This window comes from Streptomyces sp. NPDC046308 (genome assembly GCF_055588065.1).
This window is the reverse complement of record NZ_JBVJFB010000004.1, coordinates 233,764-248,689: the sequence shown is the minus strand read 5'-3', so window position 1 is coordinate 248,689 and position 14,926 is coordinate 233,764. Positions and strand designations below refer to the sequence as shown.

Below are 14,926 nucleotides of genomic sequence, written 5' to 3'. Positions count from 1 at the left end.
CGTCGGCGTCGGCGTAGGACTCGTAGCCCGTCACCAGCTCCTCGAGGGTGTTCTGGTCGTGGGACATGTGGTTCACCTCCCTTCGTCGGCTGGTTGCGTACGGGGGGACGGCGGCTGCGGGAATCCCGCGGGGATCAGCAGCCGAGCTTGTAGGTGGCGCCACCGGCGGCGGAGGCGGCGGCCGAGGCGCACCAGCCGGAGGACACGGCGGACGCGGCGATGGTCGCGGCGCAGACCGGGGTGGTGGCCGGGGCGTCGGCGACGGCCTGGATGCCCAGCTCAGAGGCCTCGGCGTAGGTGTTGTAGCCGGCGACCAGGTCCATCATCGAAGCGTTGTCCATGGTTCTTCTCCTTGTGGATGGGTGCCCGGTGGGCACCTGAGAGGTGTGCCGTACGTGGTGCACGTGCGGTACGTACTGAGGTGGAAGCAGGGAGCGGGTGCGCGGGCACTCACGCCCTGCAGCCCCCTCAGGCCGCGGCAGCCGTCGAGGCGGTGCCGGCCGCGCCCGGTGCGGCGGGTGCGGGGAGCTCCGGCGAGGTGAGGTTGCGCGCCGGGCGGTACGGGTCGATGCCGGCCTGGGTGAAGCGGGCGGTGAGCGCCTCGGCCAGCGGGGTGCCGTGCCGGGCCCGGTCGAGCAGGGCTTCGGCGGCGGCGCCGGCGCGGTGCTGACCGAAGCTGAGGCCGCGCATGGCCGGCCGGTGGTCCGCGGGCTCGAAGGCCACGCCGACGCCGGGGGCGACGCGGTGGACGAAGTGCGAGGTTTCCGAGCCCAGTCCGGGCAGGGACGGCGCCAGTTCGGCGAGGACCGGAACGGCGTGCCAGGCGTCGGGCTGGAGGTAGACGACGAGGGCGTCGCGCCGCGGGTAGAGCGGCAGGCAGGAGAGGACCTTGGCCTGGTACGCGATCTCCAGCTCGTTGAGCCGGGTCAGGACGGCCTGCCACGCCTGCGGAGCGGCCTGGGAGTCGGTCAGGTTGAGGTAGACCCGCAGCAGTTCGGCGGGCGCGCCCCGGTTGACCGGGCTGGTGACGACGAAGAAGCCGGGGGAGAGCGCGGGCCGCGCGGCCGGTACGCCGAGTCCCACGCGGGTGCCGGGGGCCGGGTCGGCGACGTTCACGGTCCGCCGGGGGACCCAGGTCCGGACGCCGTCCCGCAGGACGAGCACGTCGGCTGCGTCGGCGGGGGTGCCGGGCGGCTGGGGCAGCACCACGGCCTCGGCGGTGACGCTGCGGTGCGGGACGGCCTCGCCGAGGCGCCGTTCGAAGCCGGTGTCGCGCAGGATCCGCGGCAGCTTGGAGGCCGACTCGTCCTGGCCGGAGTGCAGGGTCTCGTACAGGGCGGTGCCCAGCAGGGTCTTGAGCTCGCCGGGGCTGTCCGCGGTCAGTTCGCGGCCGGCGACGGTCGCGGAGAGGCGGTCGTCGGCGATGCGGACGCCGTCCAGGGCGTGGAGCAGCGCGGCGGGCGGCGCTGGGGTCGTGCTGGTGGCCGTGCTCGTGCTCGTGCTCGTCCTTGTTCTTGTTCTCGTGGCCGTGTCCGTGCTCACGGGGTGACCTCCAATCCGAGTGCGGTGACGAACTTCTGGGGGTGGAGAAGGATGTTGCGGCCGATTCCGGCGGCCGCCCGCTCGATGCCGGACAGACGCATCCGCTGCGTGCTGCCGGCGATCAGGCGGTCGAGCATGTGCCAGCCCGCGAAGGCGGCGGCGCGCTCGGGGAGTCCGGGGTCCATGTCGGGGCGTACGGCGGCGTACTCCCGCCAGAAGTGCCGGATCTTGGGCCGCAGGCGTTCGATCTTGGCCACGCCGCGGCTGAGGATCGCCTCGTGGGTGAGCTCGTACTCCTCGGGCCCGCTGCCCTCTTCGTCACCACGGGTAGTGACCACGTCGAGGATGGAGCGGTAGAGCCACTCGCCGGCGAAGCTGCCCACGTCGCGGGCGGGGTCGGCGAGCCGGAACTCCTCCCAGTCCGCCACGTACAGGCCCTCGTCGGTGAGCAGGAGCTGGTCGACGCGGAAGTCGCAGTGGGAGGGCACCTTGGGCGCGGCGGCCTCGGCGGCACGCAGCCGCGTCAGTGCCTCGACCAGCTGTGCGTCGCTCTGCATCAGGCGCCAGGCCTGGAGTTCGGCGAAGCCCAGGTTGTCGAACATGCCCGGGGGCAGGCCCTGGAGGAAGCTCAGGGAAGGCAGTGCCGGAGGGGTCGTGTCCAGTTCCTCGGGGGCGGGGTGCCGCGCGCTGTGCAGGAGGCCGATGGCGCGGCCGACCTGGCCGGCCAGCTCGTCGTCGAAGCTCTCGTCCACCATCAGCTCGGCGCCGCTGCGGGCGCCGTCGAGGTAGGTGAAGGCGACCAGCCGTTCGGCGGTGTCGTGGCCCAGGAAGACCGGGCCGCGCAGTGCGTGGGGCGGGAGGGTGACGGCGAACCGCTCGAAGGCGAGCAGGCGCCGCATCCGGTCGCTGACGTCGTCGCCGGTTCCGACGAGCCGTTTGACGAAGACGTCCCGGCCGCTTTCCGTGCTGCCGGCCCATATTTCGTTGCGGCCTATCGGTGCGGAGACCGAATTCCTGTCGAAGTGGCCGAATCCCATGCGGTCGAGAAAGGCTTCCACCGCCGGAACTCCGTCGAGATCGACGGGAGCGAATGTGGTCGACATCGGGTGGCCGGCCTCAGACGCTCTGCGTCGCGGGGGTGGCCGCGGGCGGGCTCTGCCAGCCGGGGATCTGCGGGCTCGGGCCGTCCTGGCTCGCGCCCTTCTGGCCCGGGCTCTGCCAGCCGGGGATGGAAGCGGCCGTGACCTGCGGCTGCGTCGGCTCGGCGGGCGTCTCGTCGGCCACGGTGACGGCGGTCGCGGTGACCTGGTGGATGCCGGCCGGTGCGGCGGAACGGTCGTCCGAGTCATCCGAATGGGTCAGGGTCGCGACGGCGATTCCGGCGACCAGTCCCAGTGCGGTGAATACGTAGACCGAGCGCTTCTTCGAACGTTCCTTGGCGGTGGCCGACTTCGTCATTTCGTTTCCCCTCGTGGTGTCGTTTCCTTCTCGACGTGGACAACTCTGCCGCGCCGGAAGGCCCCTGAGAGGGAAAAGAGCGTTCAGCTTCCTGTATGAGCGGTTCAGCTTCCTGCACCCGCTCCGGTGCCGCCGAAGAGGCCCGGGAAACGCAACAGGCCCAGGTCACCGACCTGGGCCTGTTGGGGGGAGGGGGATCGGCCACGGACCTCGACGGCCCGTTGCCGCCGTCGCCGTACGCCTCCGGCGAAGCCGCGGCCCCGCCGCTCCGGCGGGCCGTCCCGCGGCATGTGCGCGGCACACCAAGGGCGCCGTCCCAGCACTAGGCGCTGGCGGGCGCGGTGCCGTTGCGGAGGTGGCCGGGGGTGGCGCCGAGGCGCTTGCGCAGCAAGGTGGTGAGCGTGGAGGCGTTCTCGTAGCCGACGCGGCGGGCGACGGTCTCCGTGGGCAGGTCCGTGGTGCGCAGCAGGTGGGCGGCCTGTTCGAGCCGGATGGTCTGTGCGAACCGCAGGGGTGAGACGCCCAGGACCTTGTCCACGGCGCGCTGGAGGGTCCGCTCGCTCACGCCGACCGCCGGGGCCGCCTCGGCCATCCGCAGGGGCTGGTCGAGGTGCGCGCGGACCCAGCTCTCGAAGGCGCTGACGGTGGGGTCAGTGCGGGCGAGGTGGCTGGGAATCGCGTAGCCGGCTTGGGTGGGGCGGTCGTCGACCACGAGGTAGCGGGCCGTGAGGTCGGCGAGGGCCGGGCTCGCCTGCCGCACCAGGGCGAGGGCGAGGTCGAGGTGTGCCATGGCGGCTCCGGCCGTGGTCACCCCAGGGGCGTGGACCAGCATGTGACTGTCTTCCAGGGCGACTTGGGGGAACGCCTGCCGGAAGGCCGGGGCCAGCCACCAACTGGTGGTGGCGGCGAGCCCGTCCAGCACCCCTGCCTCGGCGAGGAGGAACGTACTCGTGCAGGCCGCGGCCAGGGGGATGCCCTCGGCCCGGGCCCGCCGGAGCGCCTCGCGTTCGGGTTCGCGTTCCGGGGCGGCCACCCAGTCCAGCAGGGACGCGGGCTGTTTGGGGCCGGCCCCGGGCACGATGAGGAGCTCGGGCCGGGGGCCGTCGCCGGCGGCCCGGGCTTCGATCACGTGCCCGGAGGCCGTACGGACGGCACCCCGCCCGCTGACGCGGGTCAGCTCCCAGCGCGGTGGGGGGTGGGGCAGCTCCTCCCGCAGTTCGTTGGCCGTCTGCAGGACGTCGAGGACCGTGGCCAGCCCGGAGTCGAAGAGGTCGTCCATGACCAGTACCGAAATCCTCATGTCGGAAACGGTAAAGCATCCGGCGGATCCGCCACTGACCGGAGCTCTGCGGCCGCTCCTACGGTGATCACATCGCACCGCGGCGCGACACCCCACCGGGTCGCCCCGCACCCCCACCACGCACCGAGGAGCACTCCGTGACCAACGCCCTTGTCCCCGACACCACCCGCATCGGCCTGCTCGCCCGCATCGAGGCCAAGCCGGAGTACGTCCGAGAGGTCGAGGAACTCCTCACCGGCGCCCTCGCCCTGGCTCGGGAAGAGGCCGGCACCACCGTCTGGTTCGCGCTGCGCCTGGGCACCACGACCTTCGGCATCTTCGATGCCTTCGCCACCGAGGAGGGCCGCCAGGCGCACCTCCAGGGCAAGATCGCGGCGGCGCTCATGGAGCGCGCCCCCGAGCTGCTGGCCGAGGCCCCTGAGATCCTGACCGTCGACGTCCTGGCCGCGAAGCTCTCCTGATGCCGCCGTGGTGCCTACGGGGCGACGCTCCTGCACACGAAGCACCGCATCGTCGTCCTCGGCGCCGGTCATGCCGGGTCCCACGTCGCCGGGACCCTGGGGCCCGCCGGCTGTCCCCGGCGGACACCGAGATCCCCGTGGTCAACGCCGAGCCGGACCGATCAGGAGATCGGGGCTCCGCAGCTCACCGAGGTCTTCGCGGGCAGGGGGATACGGGGCGGGTGGCCCGCGACACCGCCGTCGACCCCGAGCATCAGGTCGTCGCCGTGCCGACGCCGAGGGCGGCGGCGAGCTGGTCGTCGGCGACGGGTTGACCGGCATCGAGACCGCCACGGCCGCAGCGAAGTCGACCCGGCGTCCGCCCGCCGAATCGTCGACGGACACACCCCTCATCACCGAACGGTGACCTGAGAGCCGTTCCCCGGACGGGATGGTCGTGGCGTCTGGGAAGCGAGGCGGAAGCGCGTGAGTGAGCCGCAAGCCGTTCCGGCCAACGTGTGAGCCAGTGCACAACGGCCCGAGCGATGACTCTGCTCCTTGCCGTCGGTCATATGGGCGACGACATCGAAACGAGGGAGGCCCCCTATGACGGACACGCTCACCGCGCCCCGCCACGTTCTTTCCACCGAGCCCGGGTCGCGATCTGCGGCGCGGTGGGCCCTGGCCGGTGGTGTGGTGGCCGGTCCGCTGTTCCTGGCGGCCGGTCTTGCCCAGGGGTTTGCGCGGGACGGCTTCGACTTCACCCGGAACGCGATCAGCCAGCTGGCTCTCGGCGAGTGGGGCTCGGTCCAGACGGTGAGCTTCCTGCTCACCGGCGCGCTCCTGATCGTCGGTGCGGCCGGACTACGGCGAGCACTGCGCGGTGGCCCCGGCGGGACGTGGGGGCCGGCCCTGGTCGGTACCTTCGGCGTCTCCTTCTGGGTCGCGGCGGCCTTCCCGGCCGATGCCGGGGCGGGCTTTCCGGTGGGGGCGCCCGAATCGACCGTGATGAGCGGACACGGCGCCGTCCACATGGTCGGCGGAATGGTCGGCTACCTCGCCCTGTGCGTCGCGTTCGTCATCCTGGCCCGTCCGCTCGCCGCCCGGGGCCTTCGAGGCTGGGCCGTCGCGTCCCGCGTGGTGCCCGTGGTGGTCCTCGCCGGTTTCATGGCCTCGGCCGCCTCGGTGCTGGCGTTCACCGCAGGTGCCGGACTCGGCCTGCTGTGGCTCAGCTCGGTGACGGCTCGGCTGGCCGCCGCTCCGGCCGACCGCCAGCAGCTGGGCTCACGTCCGAGCACGGGCTCGGCCACGGCCACGGCCACGCCAACGCTCTCGTAGCCCGCACCCTCGCCGAGGACTGCGGCAAGTGATCAGCCAGGGACGTTGCGGTCGGCTTCTGCGCTCAGGCGATCCGGCAGCTTGAACAGAGGGAAGAGGCGTGCGGTGTCGCGGAATGCCGTGATGCTCGAAATGCGGTCGCCGGAGAATTCGACGACCTGGAGAGCCCAGGGCTCGTAGCCGGCTCCGTCCGTTCGGGGCCGGTACTGGCCGAAGGCGGGGGAGCCGTTCGCCACGGTCGGGACGAGCCGCGATCCGCGGCAGCCGACGGCCGGACCCGCCAGCCACGACCGGATGTCGGTCACTCCACGCATCCACTTCGCGTACGGAGGCAGGGACATGGTGGCGTCGACGTGGAGCAGCATGTTCAGCTCCTCCACGTCGTACTGGGAGAACGCCGTGGCGTACCGCTCGGCCAGGGCTCGGCGGACGCCGTCGGGCGCAGGGGTCCGCGCCCCGGCGACCTCGGCACGGCGGTCGGCCAGCGTGGCGCGGGCGCGCTGCAGGGCGCTGTTGACCGATGCGAGGGTGGAGCCCTGCAGGTCGGCGACCTCGCGAGCCGAGAAGCCGAGGACGTCCCGCAGGATCAGCGTGGCCCGCTGCTTGGCCGGCAGGTGCTGGAGCGCAGCGACGAATGCGAGGCGTACGGATTCGGAGGCCGTCACCGCGGTCGCGGGATCGTCGCCCGGCAGGGGTTCGATCCACAGCACGGCCTCCGAGGGAGCACCCGGCGGCGTGGAGCCCTCCTGCGGTCCGGACAGGTCCATCGGCAACGCCCGCCGCTTCCCTGAGGCGAGGTTGTCGAGGCACACGTTGGTGGCGATGCGGTACACCCACGAACGCAGCGACGACCTGCCTTCGAACCGATCGGCGTTCCGCCAGGCCCGGACCAGCGCCTCCTGCACCGCGTCCTCGGCCTCCGCGTACGACCCCAACATCCGGTAGCAGTAGCCGGTCAACTCCCCCCGGTAACCCTCCAATTCCTCCGCAGCCACGCGTGCCTCGACGTCCCCCATGCCGAACTCCTCGCCCCGTACCCGTGAGTGGCCGCATGCACAGGGAGGCGCCGGTGCGGCCGTTGCAACGGTAAGCCCAGAACACCGGCCCGGAACGCCCCACGATGCCGAAGCAGAGGCGGCAGGCGGTGCACGGGGCACGGCGGGCTCGGGCTCAAGCGGCCCTATTGCGTCGCGTCGCAGCTCTCGCAGCGGCTCATAGCCACCCGCTCGGCGTTGCCCCGCGGGTGGGAGGGCGCGAGACGGCGCCATGCCCCGGGGGACGGAGCGGGGACCGACCTAGCCATAGCGGGGTGGCTGGATGTCGGCCGGGAGACCGGCCCGCCGACCCCGACGGGCGCGCTCGGGTCAGGCCGAGGGCGGCGGTGCGGCTGATTCGGCGGCGCGGCGGTATTCGGCGTTGATGCGCTGTGCTTCCTCGAGCTGGTCCTCGAGGATGATGATGCGGCAGGCGGCCTCGATCGGGGTGCCCTGGTCGACGAGCTCCCGAGCGCGGGCCGCGATGCGCAGTTGGTAGCGGGAGTAGCGGCGGTGACCGCCCTCGGAGCGGAGCGGGGTGATCAGGCGGGCTTCGCCGATGGCACGGAGGAAGCCCTGGGTGGTGCCGAGCATTTCCGCGGCCCGGCCCATGGTGTAGGCGGGGTAGTCGTCGTCGTCGAGACGGCCGAACGAGTCGTCTGCTGTCATTGAACCTCTCTCATGGAACGCATGGAGGGGCCCTGGTGCCGTACGGCACCAGGGCCCCGAAGGAACTACTACACCATCTGTCGGCCCTGATACTGCGCCGACCCTGTGTTTCCGCCGACCCGGCCGACACGCTGCCGGGAGTGCGGGGATCGCGGTTGCTTGACCGGAGACCACCTCACTATCGATGTCCTGCGGTACCCGGACTCAAGACTTCCGCCCGGGCGATCCTGATGGTGCTCGGCTCCTCCGTTCTTCCCTCGGTGATCAACTTCTTACTGCTGGTACTGCTCTACTGCGAACTGCTCCGTGGCCTGTGTCAGCGCCACTTTTCGGCAGCCAGCCCCGTTGCCCGTCCTGCGTCTGCTCTGGCTTGGAACCCCACTGCCGAACTTCCCGGTGCGCGCGCCTGCAGCCGACGCCTTCACCGAGGTGCTGCTCACTGACTTCACTGCTGGTACTGCGCACTGCACTTACGGGTACTGCCACTGCGTTAACTGCGGTACTGCTCTCTCGGCGGCCCCTGATGACTGCGGGCCACCCGGTCCGGTCGTCAGCCCCGTCGCCGTCTTGCAACAACCCTGGCTTCGGAACTCCACCACCGCACCGTCCTGCGTACTGCAACTACGGGTACTGCTGCCCGGCAGTTCGTCTCTGCCGGGCCTTGCTGTCTCTCTGGCTACGAGAGAAACCATAGCTACGTCACAGCCCAATGTCTACTCCGGCCGCCATAGATTTTCGGGCCTGCTGGGGAGAGCTAGACCTTCACCGTCGAGCCAAAATCCCCTGGGTACGCAGAAGGGCCCGACCGGCGCGTGCCGGTCGGGCCCTCCTCGCTGTTCGGGTGACGGCTCGCGCCGGTGCTGTACGTCAGACGGTCACCGGGATGCCGAGCATCGCGGAAGCCTGCTCGAGCGGGCTGAGGACGCGCGTGGGCACGGCAGCCCGGGGAAGGCCGCGGCAGGTGAACCCGAGCTGGGTCATGGCCCGCAGGACTTCACCGGCGCTGAAGTCGCGGCGGTCCTGGCGCGTGATGACCTGACCGACCTGCTTGACGGGGTAGGTGCGGCGCCCGATGATCACGGACTCGCCGACGACCTGCTCGGGCTTGATGCCCTTCATCGACTCCAGGACACCGCTCTTGGTCAGGTCGAACGGAAAACGGGCGATGACACAACGCATGTTGCCTCACAGGAAGAAGAAGACGGGGACGGCCGTGCCGCGGTGAGGCGGTTCAGCGGGCAAGGGCGAGGACGCCCAGAGCACTGCCCTGCTCATCGACGACAGGCAGGGCATCGAGCCGGCGGTAGCGCATCGCGTGTTCGGCTTCGGCCATCGTGGTTGCGGACGACGCGACCGGCCCGAGGTCCCCCAGCAGGTCGCGCAGACGGACCCGATCGGTGTACGCCGCGCTGTCGCGGATGGCGGTGAGCTGGGCCTGGGTGACCAGCCCGGTGCACAGGCCGTCCTCGTCGCAGACGAGCAGATGACCCGCGCGGGCGCCGGCCATGACTGCCAGGGCCACCTCGACCGTCATGTCGTCACAGACCTGCGGACCGGCCGCCTCCATGGCGTCGCCCACCGTCCGGTGCGCAGCGTTGGCGTTCGCCGAGCGGGGCTGCATCTGGACCAGCGTCAAAACGTACCTCCTGCAGAGATGGGTCAGTTTCCCGATCACGTGCTTCTCAGGCCGCCGCATCGAAGGCGGACGGCCGCACGCTCACGCGCCGGAGCGTCGAAGCGGGCCGGCGCCTGCCACGGGAGGCCGTGCTGCGCTTGGCGCGTTCGACGACAGGTGCGGTGATGGTGACCGGGATGCCGGAGGGGGTCTGGGCGCCGGTGATCCGGTTCAGGGCGTCTTCGCCGGAGCGGACCTGGGTGGTCTGCGGGACGATGCCCGCGGCCGCCATCAGACGGGTCATCTCGCGCCGCTGGTTGGGCGTGACCAGGGTGACGACGCTGCCGGACTCGCCGGCGCGGGCGGTGCGGCCGCCGCGGTGGAGGTAGTCCTTGGGGTCGGTGGGCGGGTCGACGTTCACGACGAGGTCGAGGTTGTCGACGTGGATGCCGCGCGCCGCGACGTTGGTCGCCACCAGGACGGTGATGTGCCCGGTCTTGAACTGGGCCAGGGTCCGGGTCCGCTGCGGCTGGGACTTGCCGCCGTGCAGGGCCGCGGCGCGGACGCCGCTGTTCAGCAGGTGGGTGGTGAGCTGGTCGACGGCGTGCTTGGTGTCGAGGAACATGATCACCCGGCCGTCGCGCGCCGCGATCTCGGTGGTGGCCGCGTGCTTGTCGGTGCCGTGGACGTGGAGTACGTGGTGCTCCATGGTGGTGACGGCGCCGGCCGACGGGTCGACGGAGTGCACGACCGGGTCGGTCAGGTAGCGGCGGACCAGCCGGTCGACGTTGCGGTCGAGGGTGGCGGAGAAGAGCATCCGCTGGCCTTCGGGGCGCACCTGGTCCAGTAGCGCGGTGACCTGCGGCATGAAGCCCATGTCGGCCATCTGGTCGGCTTCGTCGAGGACGGTGATCGCGACCTGGTTCAGCCGGCAGTCGCCGCGGTCGATGAGGTCCTTCAACCGTCCGGGCGTGGCGACGACGACCTCCGCGCCGGCGCGCAGCGCGTTTGCCTGCCGCCCGAGGGGCATGCCGCCGACGACGGTGGCCGTGCGCAGTTTCATGGCGCGGGCGTAGGGGGCGAGGGCGTCGGTGACCTGTTGGGCGAGCTCGCGGGTGGGGACGAGGACGAGGGCGAGCGGCTGGCGGGGCTCGGCGCGCTGTCCGGCGGTGCGGGCGAGCAGGGCGAGGCCGAAGGCGAGGGTCTTGCCGGAGCCGGTGCGCCCGCGGCCGAGCACGTCCCGGCCCGCGAGGGAGTTGGGCAGGGTGGCGCCCTGGATCGGGAACGGTACGGTCACGCCTTGCGCGCCGAGGGCGGCCAACAGCTCGGCCGGCATGGCGAGGTCCGCGAAGGACTCGACGGCGGGCAGAGCGGGAGTGATCGTCTTCGGCAGGGCGAACTCGCCCTGGACCGCGGCGGCCCGGCGGCCATAGCCGCCCGAGCGGCTCGGACCTCCGGAACGGCTCGGGGTCGACGAGCCGAAGCGGCTGCCCCGCTCCGAACCGGCGGCAGCGCCGAAAGCGGGGCCGCCGGCGCGGCTGCGGGTGCGAGAGGAACGGTTGTTCGTACGTGTGCGGTTCATTCAGAACCTTCCTTGATGCGGCACATGGCAAGGAATTCCCGCAGCAGAAACGCAGCGCGGGGAATCACAAGAACGGGCCGAATGGAATGCGAAAGCGACTCTGGCCCCATAGGTATTCCGTATGGGCGCATGCGCTGAGATGGGGCGGCGTCATGTGGACGCAAAACCAGGAAAAACAAGAGGGTGAAGCGCCGAGCGGGCTCTACCCCTGAATGCTTCGTCCCGCAGGTGACATCACTGCGGGAGATATGTGCAGCTGGGGCCCGCACCCCGAGGGATGCGGGCCCCAGCTACGAAATGCGCGTCAGCGTCAGGCGGGAACGATGTTCTCGGCCGTCGGGCCCTTCTGGCCCTGCGCGATGTCGAAGGTGACCTTCTGGCCTTCCAGCAGCTCGCGGAAGCCCTGGGCGGCGATGTTCGAGAAGTGGGCGAAGACGTCGTCGCCGCCACCGTCCTGCTCGATGAAGCCGAAACCCTTGGCCGCGTTGAACCACTTCACAGTGCCAGATGCCATGTCATATCTCCTTTGGGGCAGTACACCAGCACCCGCACTGTGCGGACACCGTGTCGCCGCGATGATGCCCCGCCGGAAAACGACCCGGAATATTAAGCACTCGGATGCGACGCGGAGGCCGACTGGAGTGCTTGAAGTGTTTGGGTACCAAAACTGCAACCGAGATCGACAGTAGCACGCCGCGGCGGTTTGTGTGCGTTGAATATCTCCATCGTGTGCGGTGCGGAAAAACTCTCCCTGCGGGGTCCGTTAAACTCTCCGACCGCGGGGATAGATATTGATTCCCCCCGAGTGCAGCGTTTCGCGAACAAGGACGACCGCCGGCTGCGACGTGCAGGCAAGGGGACGTGAGCCTGCGGGGCGGGGCGGCCCACAGGTGAACGGCAGTCCCGCCGTGCCCGGCCGCTCTGTCGGAGGGTCCCACTCAGGGTCACTGCCTTCGTCCACCGGCACCCGCGGGAACAGCCAACCCCTCCGGCCAACCACCCCTGTTGGAAAGCGAATCCACGCGACCAAGGCCGGCCATGTGGTGCAAGTGGTGCGCGAAGAGCCCTCCGGGCAGGGAGTTCCTGCGAGTTGGGGCACGCCGAGGGCAGGGAAGGGCCTGAAGGGTCTAGACAACAAGCTTGGGAATCTACTCCGCGGAACGGGCCCGCATTGCGTCTGACCTGCGCAAACAGGCCCTCGTGGGCCTCTCTGGGTGGTCCTTCGAAGCCCGCCGCTGACCGCTGTTGACCGCCCCCAAGGGCACGGCTGGGGCACGCCCGCCACGCTGGCCCATCAAATGAAGATCGAATCGGCCCGACCGCTGTGAGCCGCCGTCCCCGATGGTCGTGCTTCGCGTCGGATTGCTCTCGCAAGTGTGTGGTGGTCGACTCACCACAGCCCGTCCTGCTCCGACGAAGGAGTTGGCTTGGCCTGCGGGGGGAGCACGACCGTCTTGCCTGTGAGGCGAGTGGTGTCAGTGGCGACGGCGTTGGAGTCGCGCAACTGGGGGACCGACCTGATGACCTGGGCCGGACGGTACACCGTCTCGAGGAGTGTGAATCGCTGGAGCTCTGTGACCGTCAGGCCCTCTGGTGCGGCAGCGACGTGGTCTCGAAGGATCCGGCGTAGTGCTGCGGTGTCTGGATCCCACTCCAGTTCCAGCTGTTGCTGGTTGGGGTCCTTGGGTCGCGGTAGCGGACGCCGTGGTTGGGGTCGACTCCCCACATGGCGTCCTTCATCGTCTCCAGGCCCTTGTCGTTCTTGGTGCCGAAGATCAAGTACAGAAGCCGTCCGCCTTCGTCCACCATCTCGAAGTGGAGCGTGTACTTGAAGCCTGCGCGATGAAGGCAGTCCCGGTACTGGTCGCGGAGGAAGGCGAACTTCTCGGCGAAGGCTGCTAGTGGGCCGCTGTGGACGGGGTGGTGAAGTCGGTAGCCATGCCGGTGCCCAGGTGCAGGGCGTGGGCAGCCTGCCACGTGCACGATCCGCAGAGCCCGTCGAGATGCGCGGAGTCGAAGGGGACACCAACAATGCCGACTCCGTTTCCTATTGGCGCGTCATGATGGCCGCGTACGGGGTCAAGGGCTACGCCCGCTACGTCTCCTGATCCGCTTCTCCACGCCAAGGAGCATCCGCGTGAACCCGTCCGACCTTGCCGAACTCCGCACGATGTACGTCTTCACGCCCATTGACGGAGAAACCTGGGGTCTCACCTTCGACAGTTTTAGGGCCCACCTGCTTGCAGGGGACCCGGAAGCCTTCCTGCAGGTCGATGAAGGCCACACAGGCCCAGTCCGCAACACCAGCCTGCAGTTCGGGGTCACCTTCGGCGAAGAGGAGCTGGAGGGCTTCGCACTTCTGTCCCCGGAGGGAGTGGCAGTCAAGAACTGCACCGCACAAGAAGCCGCGAACTTCGTCGTCTGGCTCCGGGACGAGGTCGTGCCTCAGAACAAGGCCGTTACCTTCAATACCGAGTGGGGCATCGAGGAAGATGCCCCAGACGAGCCGGTCCCCGAGGTCACACACCCTCGGCTGGTTGCGGCCTTCCTCGCTCACCTCGAAGCCCTTGGCCTGGACTGAACCCACGGGTCGCAGCGACGTTCCCACGGTGGGGTTGATGCAGCACATGCTGCACTCACCCCACAGACGCATCCGCACCGGCTGCGGTCCATGGGATAGCTGGGCCATTCCCGAAGGGTCAGGACAGTGATGTGGGCCTTCGGGGTGGCGGGACGGCGCGGAGGAGTTCCCACAGGGGGCGGGAGCCGCTGGCCCACTGGGCGAGGAGGTGGCGGTCGACCAGGTGGAGGCGCTGGGACTTGGCGAAGTCGAGGGCGGGGCCGGAGAAGCGGCCGTTGGTGAGCATGACGAGGACGTCGCCGCCGTGTATCTGTCGGCCGGTGCCGTTGAGCACCTGGAGGTCGGGGGTACCGACCGCGGATCCGGACCAGCCGGCCTTGCGGTGCTTGCACTGGATCACCCAGCGGCGGCCGTAGGGATCGGTGGCTTTCACATCGGCGCCGTTGTCTCCGCGCCCGCCGACCTTCTGTGCGTCGGAGCAGCCGTCGCGGTGCATGAGGTCGCGGACGGCGAATTCGAAGTCGTTGTGGTGGAGGCTGTCGAGGTGCTCGACGGCGTAGCGCAGGCCCTGGGCCCGCACCTGTTCCCAGCGGGCCGCCTCCTGTCGTCGCCGTAGCCAGAGGCCGCCCGTGCCGGCTGCGGCCAGAAGGAGCAGGGCCACGACCCATGGGTGGGCGGCCAGCCAGTTCAGGAGCGTCGCGATCAGGCTGACGGCGGCCAGTCCGACGAGCCCGAGGAGGATCAGGCCTTCCGAGCCGGGGTTCCCTCGGCGGCGTGCCGGGCCACTGCGCCTGCGTCGCCTTACGGGCGGGCGCCGGGTCACCGCCCGCTCCCCGTGCTGGGGAAGACGATGGGATAGGAGACGGTGGGTGTCGGCTGGGGCTGTGTCTGCTTCTCCCAGGCCGGCCACTTGATCGGGTAGACCACCGTCGACTGCGGCCGGGGTAACTCCGTCCCGGTCCCGGTCCCGGTGCCCGTCCCGGCAGTCGTGGTGCCGTTGCCGAGGACGAACGCGCCGATCACGAACAGGCCCAGCAGTGTGGTCTCGCGTCGTCCGCCGGCCGGAAGCCGGACGTGTCCTTTTACCGGAGTGCCGTCCGACCGCACGTAGTCCTTGATCCAGGGCACAGCTGTATCCCCCTCACCAGACGCGTTACGCCTCCCTGCGTAACCGACTTATGAAAGCACCCGCCACTGACAACAGGTCACCGATTGGTCGCTATTCGTGATCATCTGCAGAATGGTCCGGATCTGCCTCCGGGGGCCGGGTGCGGCCTGTACTGCCGTACGCGGTGTGGTGGGCGGACATCCCTGAGCGCGGTCAACCGTTCCTCTGGGTGCGAGGGTTGGTCATCACTTTTGGGGCG

General features: G+C 70.1%; 18 protein-coding genes and 1 pseudogene. 5 read left to right on the top strand and 14 right to left on the bottom strand.

Annotated elements, in window-relative coordinates; translation table 11 throughout:
- Nucleotides 1-134: 134 nt before the first annotated feature.
- The 5 genes from ACZ6JT_RS18675 to ACZ6JT_RS18655 all read right to left on the bottom strand — a co-directional run bounded on the left by ACZ6JT_RS18675 (nucleotide 135) and on the right by ACZ6JT_RS18655 (nucleotide 4,300).
- Nucleotides 135-341, bottom strand: a complete 207-nt coding sequence (locus ACZ6JT_RS18675) for an LxmA leader domain family RiPP (protein ID WP_030718520.1) — start codon at nucleotides 339-341, stop codon at nucleotides 135-137.
- A 127-nt stretch (nucleotides 342-468) separates the two neighbouring features.
- Nucleotides 469-1,542: a T3SS effector HopA1 family protein gene (locus ACZ6JT_RS18670; RefSeq protein WP_469211060.1), complete on the bottom strand. Its 1,074-nt coding sequence runs from the start codon at nucleotides 1,540-1,542 to the stop codon at nucleotides 469-471.
- Nucleotides 1,539-2,600, bottom strand: coding sequence for a class V lanthionine synthetase subunit LxmK (lxmK, locus tag ACZ6JT_RS18665; RefSeq protein WP_469211058.1), 1,062 nt, complete (start codon nucleotides 2,598-2,600; stop codon nucleotides 1,539-1,541). The genes ACZ6JT_RS18670 and lxmK overlap by 4 nt, the downstream gene beginning before the upstream one ends.
- A gap of 58 nt (nucleotides 2,601-2,658) precedes the next feature.
- Nucleotides 2,659-3,000, bottom strand: coding sequence for a hypothetical protein (locus ACZ6JT_RS18660; protein WP_469211056.1), 342 nt, complete (start codon nucleotides 2,998-3,000; stop codon nucleotides 2,659-2,661).
- A gap of 322 nt (nucleotides 3,001-3,322) precedes the next feature.
- On the bottom strand, nucleotides 3,323-4,300 hold the full coding sequence (locus ACZ6JT_RS18655) for a GlxA family transcriptional regulator (RefSeq protein WP_469211054.1): 978 nt from the start codon (nucleotides 4,298-4,300) through the stop codon (nucleotides 3,323-3,325).
- Between the two features lie 137 nt (nucleotides 4,301-4,437).
- On the opposite strand from ACZ6JT_RS18655, the gene ACZ6JT_RS18650 reads away from it, so the two are divergent.
- From ACZ6JT_RS18650 to ACZ6JT_RS18640, 3 genes and pseudogenes are all read left to right on the top strand, one after another.
- On the top strand, nucleotides 4,438-4,761 hold the full coding sequence (locus ACZ6JT_RS18650) for a putative quinol monooxygenase (protein WP_469211052.1): 324 nt from the start codon (nucleotides 4,438-4,440) through the stop codon (nucleotides 4,759-4,761).
- A gap of 30 nt (nucleotides 4,762-4,791) precedes the next feature.
- A pseudogene (locus tag ACZ6JT_RS18645) lies at nucleotides 4,792-5,110 on the top strand (oxidoreductase); the annotation flags it as partial.
- Nucleotides 5,111-5,346: 236 nt separating this feature from the next.
- Nucleotides 5,347-6,078 (top strand): DUF998 domain-containing protein, encoded by a 732-nt coding sequence (locus ACZ6JT_RS18640; RefSeq protein WP_469211050.1) that lies wholly within the window; start codon nucleotides 5,347-5,349, stop codon nucleotides 6,076-6,078.
- Between the two features lie 32 nt (nucleotides 6,079-6,110).
- Here the strand turns inward: ACZ6JT_RS18640 and ACZ6JT_RS18635 are convergent, their stop codons facing one another.
- The 7 genes from ACZ6JT_RS18635 to ACZ6JT_RS18605 form a co-directional block, all read right to left on the bottom strand.
- Entirely contained in the window at nucleotides 6,111-7,094 is a 984-nt protein-coding gene (locus ACZ6JT_RS18635; protein ID WP_469211048.1) for a sigma-70 family RNA polymerase sigma factor, read from the bottom strand.
- Between the two features lie 348 nt (nucleotides 7,095-7,442).
- On the bottom strand, nucleotides 7,443-7,781 hold the full coding sequence (locus ACZ6JT_RS18630; RefSeq protein WP_109779114.1) for a MerR family transcriptional regulator: 339 nt from the start codon (nucleotides 7,779-7,781) through the stop codon (nucleotides 7,443-7,445).
- Between the two features lie 867 nt (nucleotides 7,782-8,648).
- The gene (locus ACZ6JT_RS18625) at nucleotides 8,649-8,960 is read right to left on the bottom strand and encodes an SCO5918 family protein (RefSeq protein WP_469211045.1); all 312 of its coding nucleotides are present in this window, start codon (nucleotides 8,958-8,960) and stop codon (nucleotides 8,649-8,651) included.
- A gap of 52 nt (nucleotides 8,961-9,012) precedes the next feature.
- On the bottom strand, nucleotides 9,013-9,417 hold the full coding sequence (locus ACZ6JT_RS18620) for a CBS domain-containing protein (RefSeq protein WP_469211043.1): 405 nt from the start codon (nucleotides 9,415-9,417) through the stop codon (nucleotides 9,013-9,015).
- A gap of 46 nt (nucleotides 9,418-9,463) precedes the next feature.
- Nucleotides 9,464-10,978, bottom strand: coding sequence for a DEAD/DEAH box helicase (locus ACZ6JT_RS18615; RefSeq protein ID WP_469211041.1), 1,515 nt, complete (start codon nucleotides 10,976-10,978; stop codon nucleotides 9,464-9,466).
- A 310-nt stretch (nucleotides 10,979-11,288) separates the two neighbouring features.
- Nucleotides 11,289-11,492: a cold-shock protein gene (locus tag ACZ6JT_RS18610; protein ID WP_030647895.1), complete on the bottom strand. Its 204-nt coding sequence runs from the start codon at nucleotides 11,490-11,492 to the stop codon at nucleotides 11,289-11,291.
- 1,067 nt (nucleotides 11,493-12,559) lie between these two features.
- A complete protein-coding gene (locus tag ACZ6JT_RS18605) occupies nucleotides 12,560-12,787 on the bottom strand; it encodes a hypothetical protein (protein WP_469211039.1) in 228 nt (75 codons plus the stop codon).
- A gap of 194 nt (nucleotides 12,788-12,981) precedes the next feature.
- On the opposite strand from ACZ6JT_RS18605, the gene ACZ6JT_RS18600 reads away from it, so the two are divergent.
- Entirely contained in the window at nucleotides 12,982-13,086 is a 105-nt protein-coding gene (locus ACZ6JT_RS18600) for a restriction endonuclease fold toxin-2 domain-containing protein (protein WP_469211037.1), read from the top strand.
- A gap of 29 nt (nucleotides 13,087-13,115) precedes the next feature.
- Nucleotides 13,116-13,559 (top strand): hypothetical protein, encoded by a 444-nt coding sequence (locus tag ACZ6JT_RS18595; RefSeq protein ID WP_469211035.1) that lies wholly within the window; start codon nucleotides 13,116-13,118, stop codon nucleotides 13,557-13,559.
- A gap of 118 nt (nucleotides 13,560-13,677) precedes the next feature.
- Here ACZ6JT_RS18595 and ACZ6JT_RS18590 read toward each other — a convergent pair whose 3' ends face one another.
- The gene (locus ACZ6JT_RS18590; RefSeq protein WP_469211033.1) at nucleotides 13,678-14,382 is read right to left on the bottom strand and encodes a restriction endonuclease; all 705 of its coding nucleotides are present in this window, start codon (nucleotides 14,380-14,382) and stop codon (nucleotides 13,678-13,680) included.
- Nucleotides 14,379-14,687, bottom strand: a complete 309-nt coding sequence (locus tag ACZ6JT_RS18585) for a hypothetical protein (RefSeq protein WP_469211031.1) — start codon at nucleotides 14,685-14,687, stop codon at nucleotides 14,379-14,381. The genes ACZ6JT_RS18590 and ACZ6JT_RS18585 overlap by 4 nt, the downstream gene beginning before the upstream one ends.
- Nucleotides 14,688-14,926: the final 239 nt, after the last annotated feature.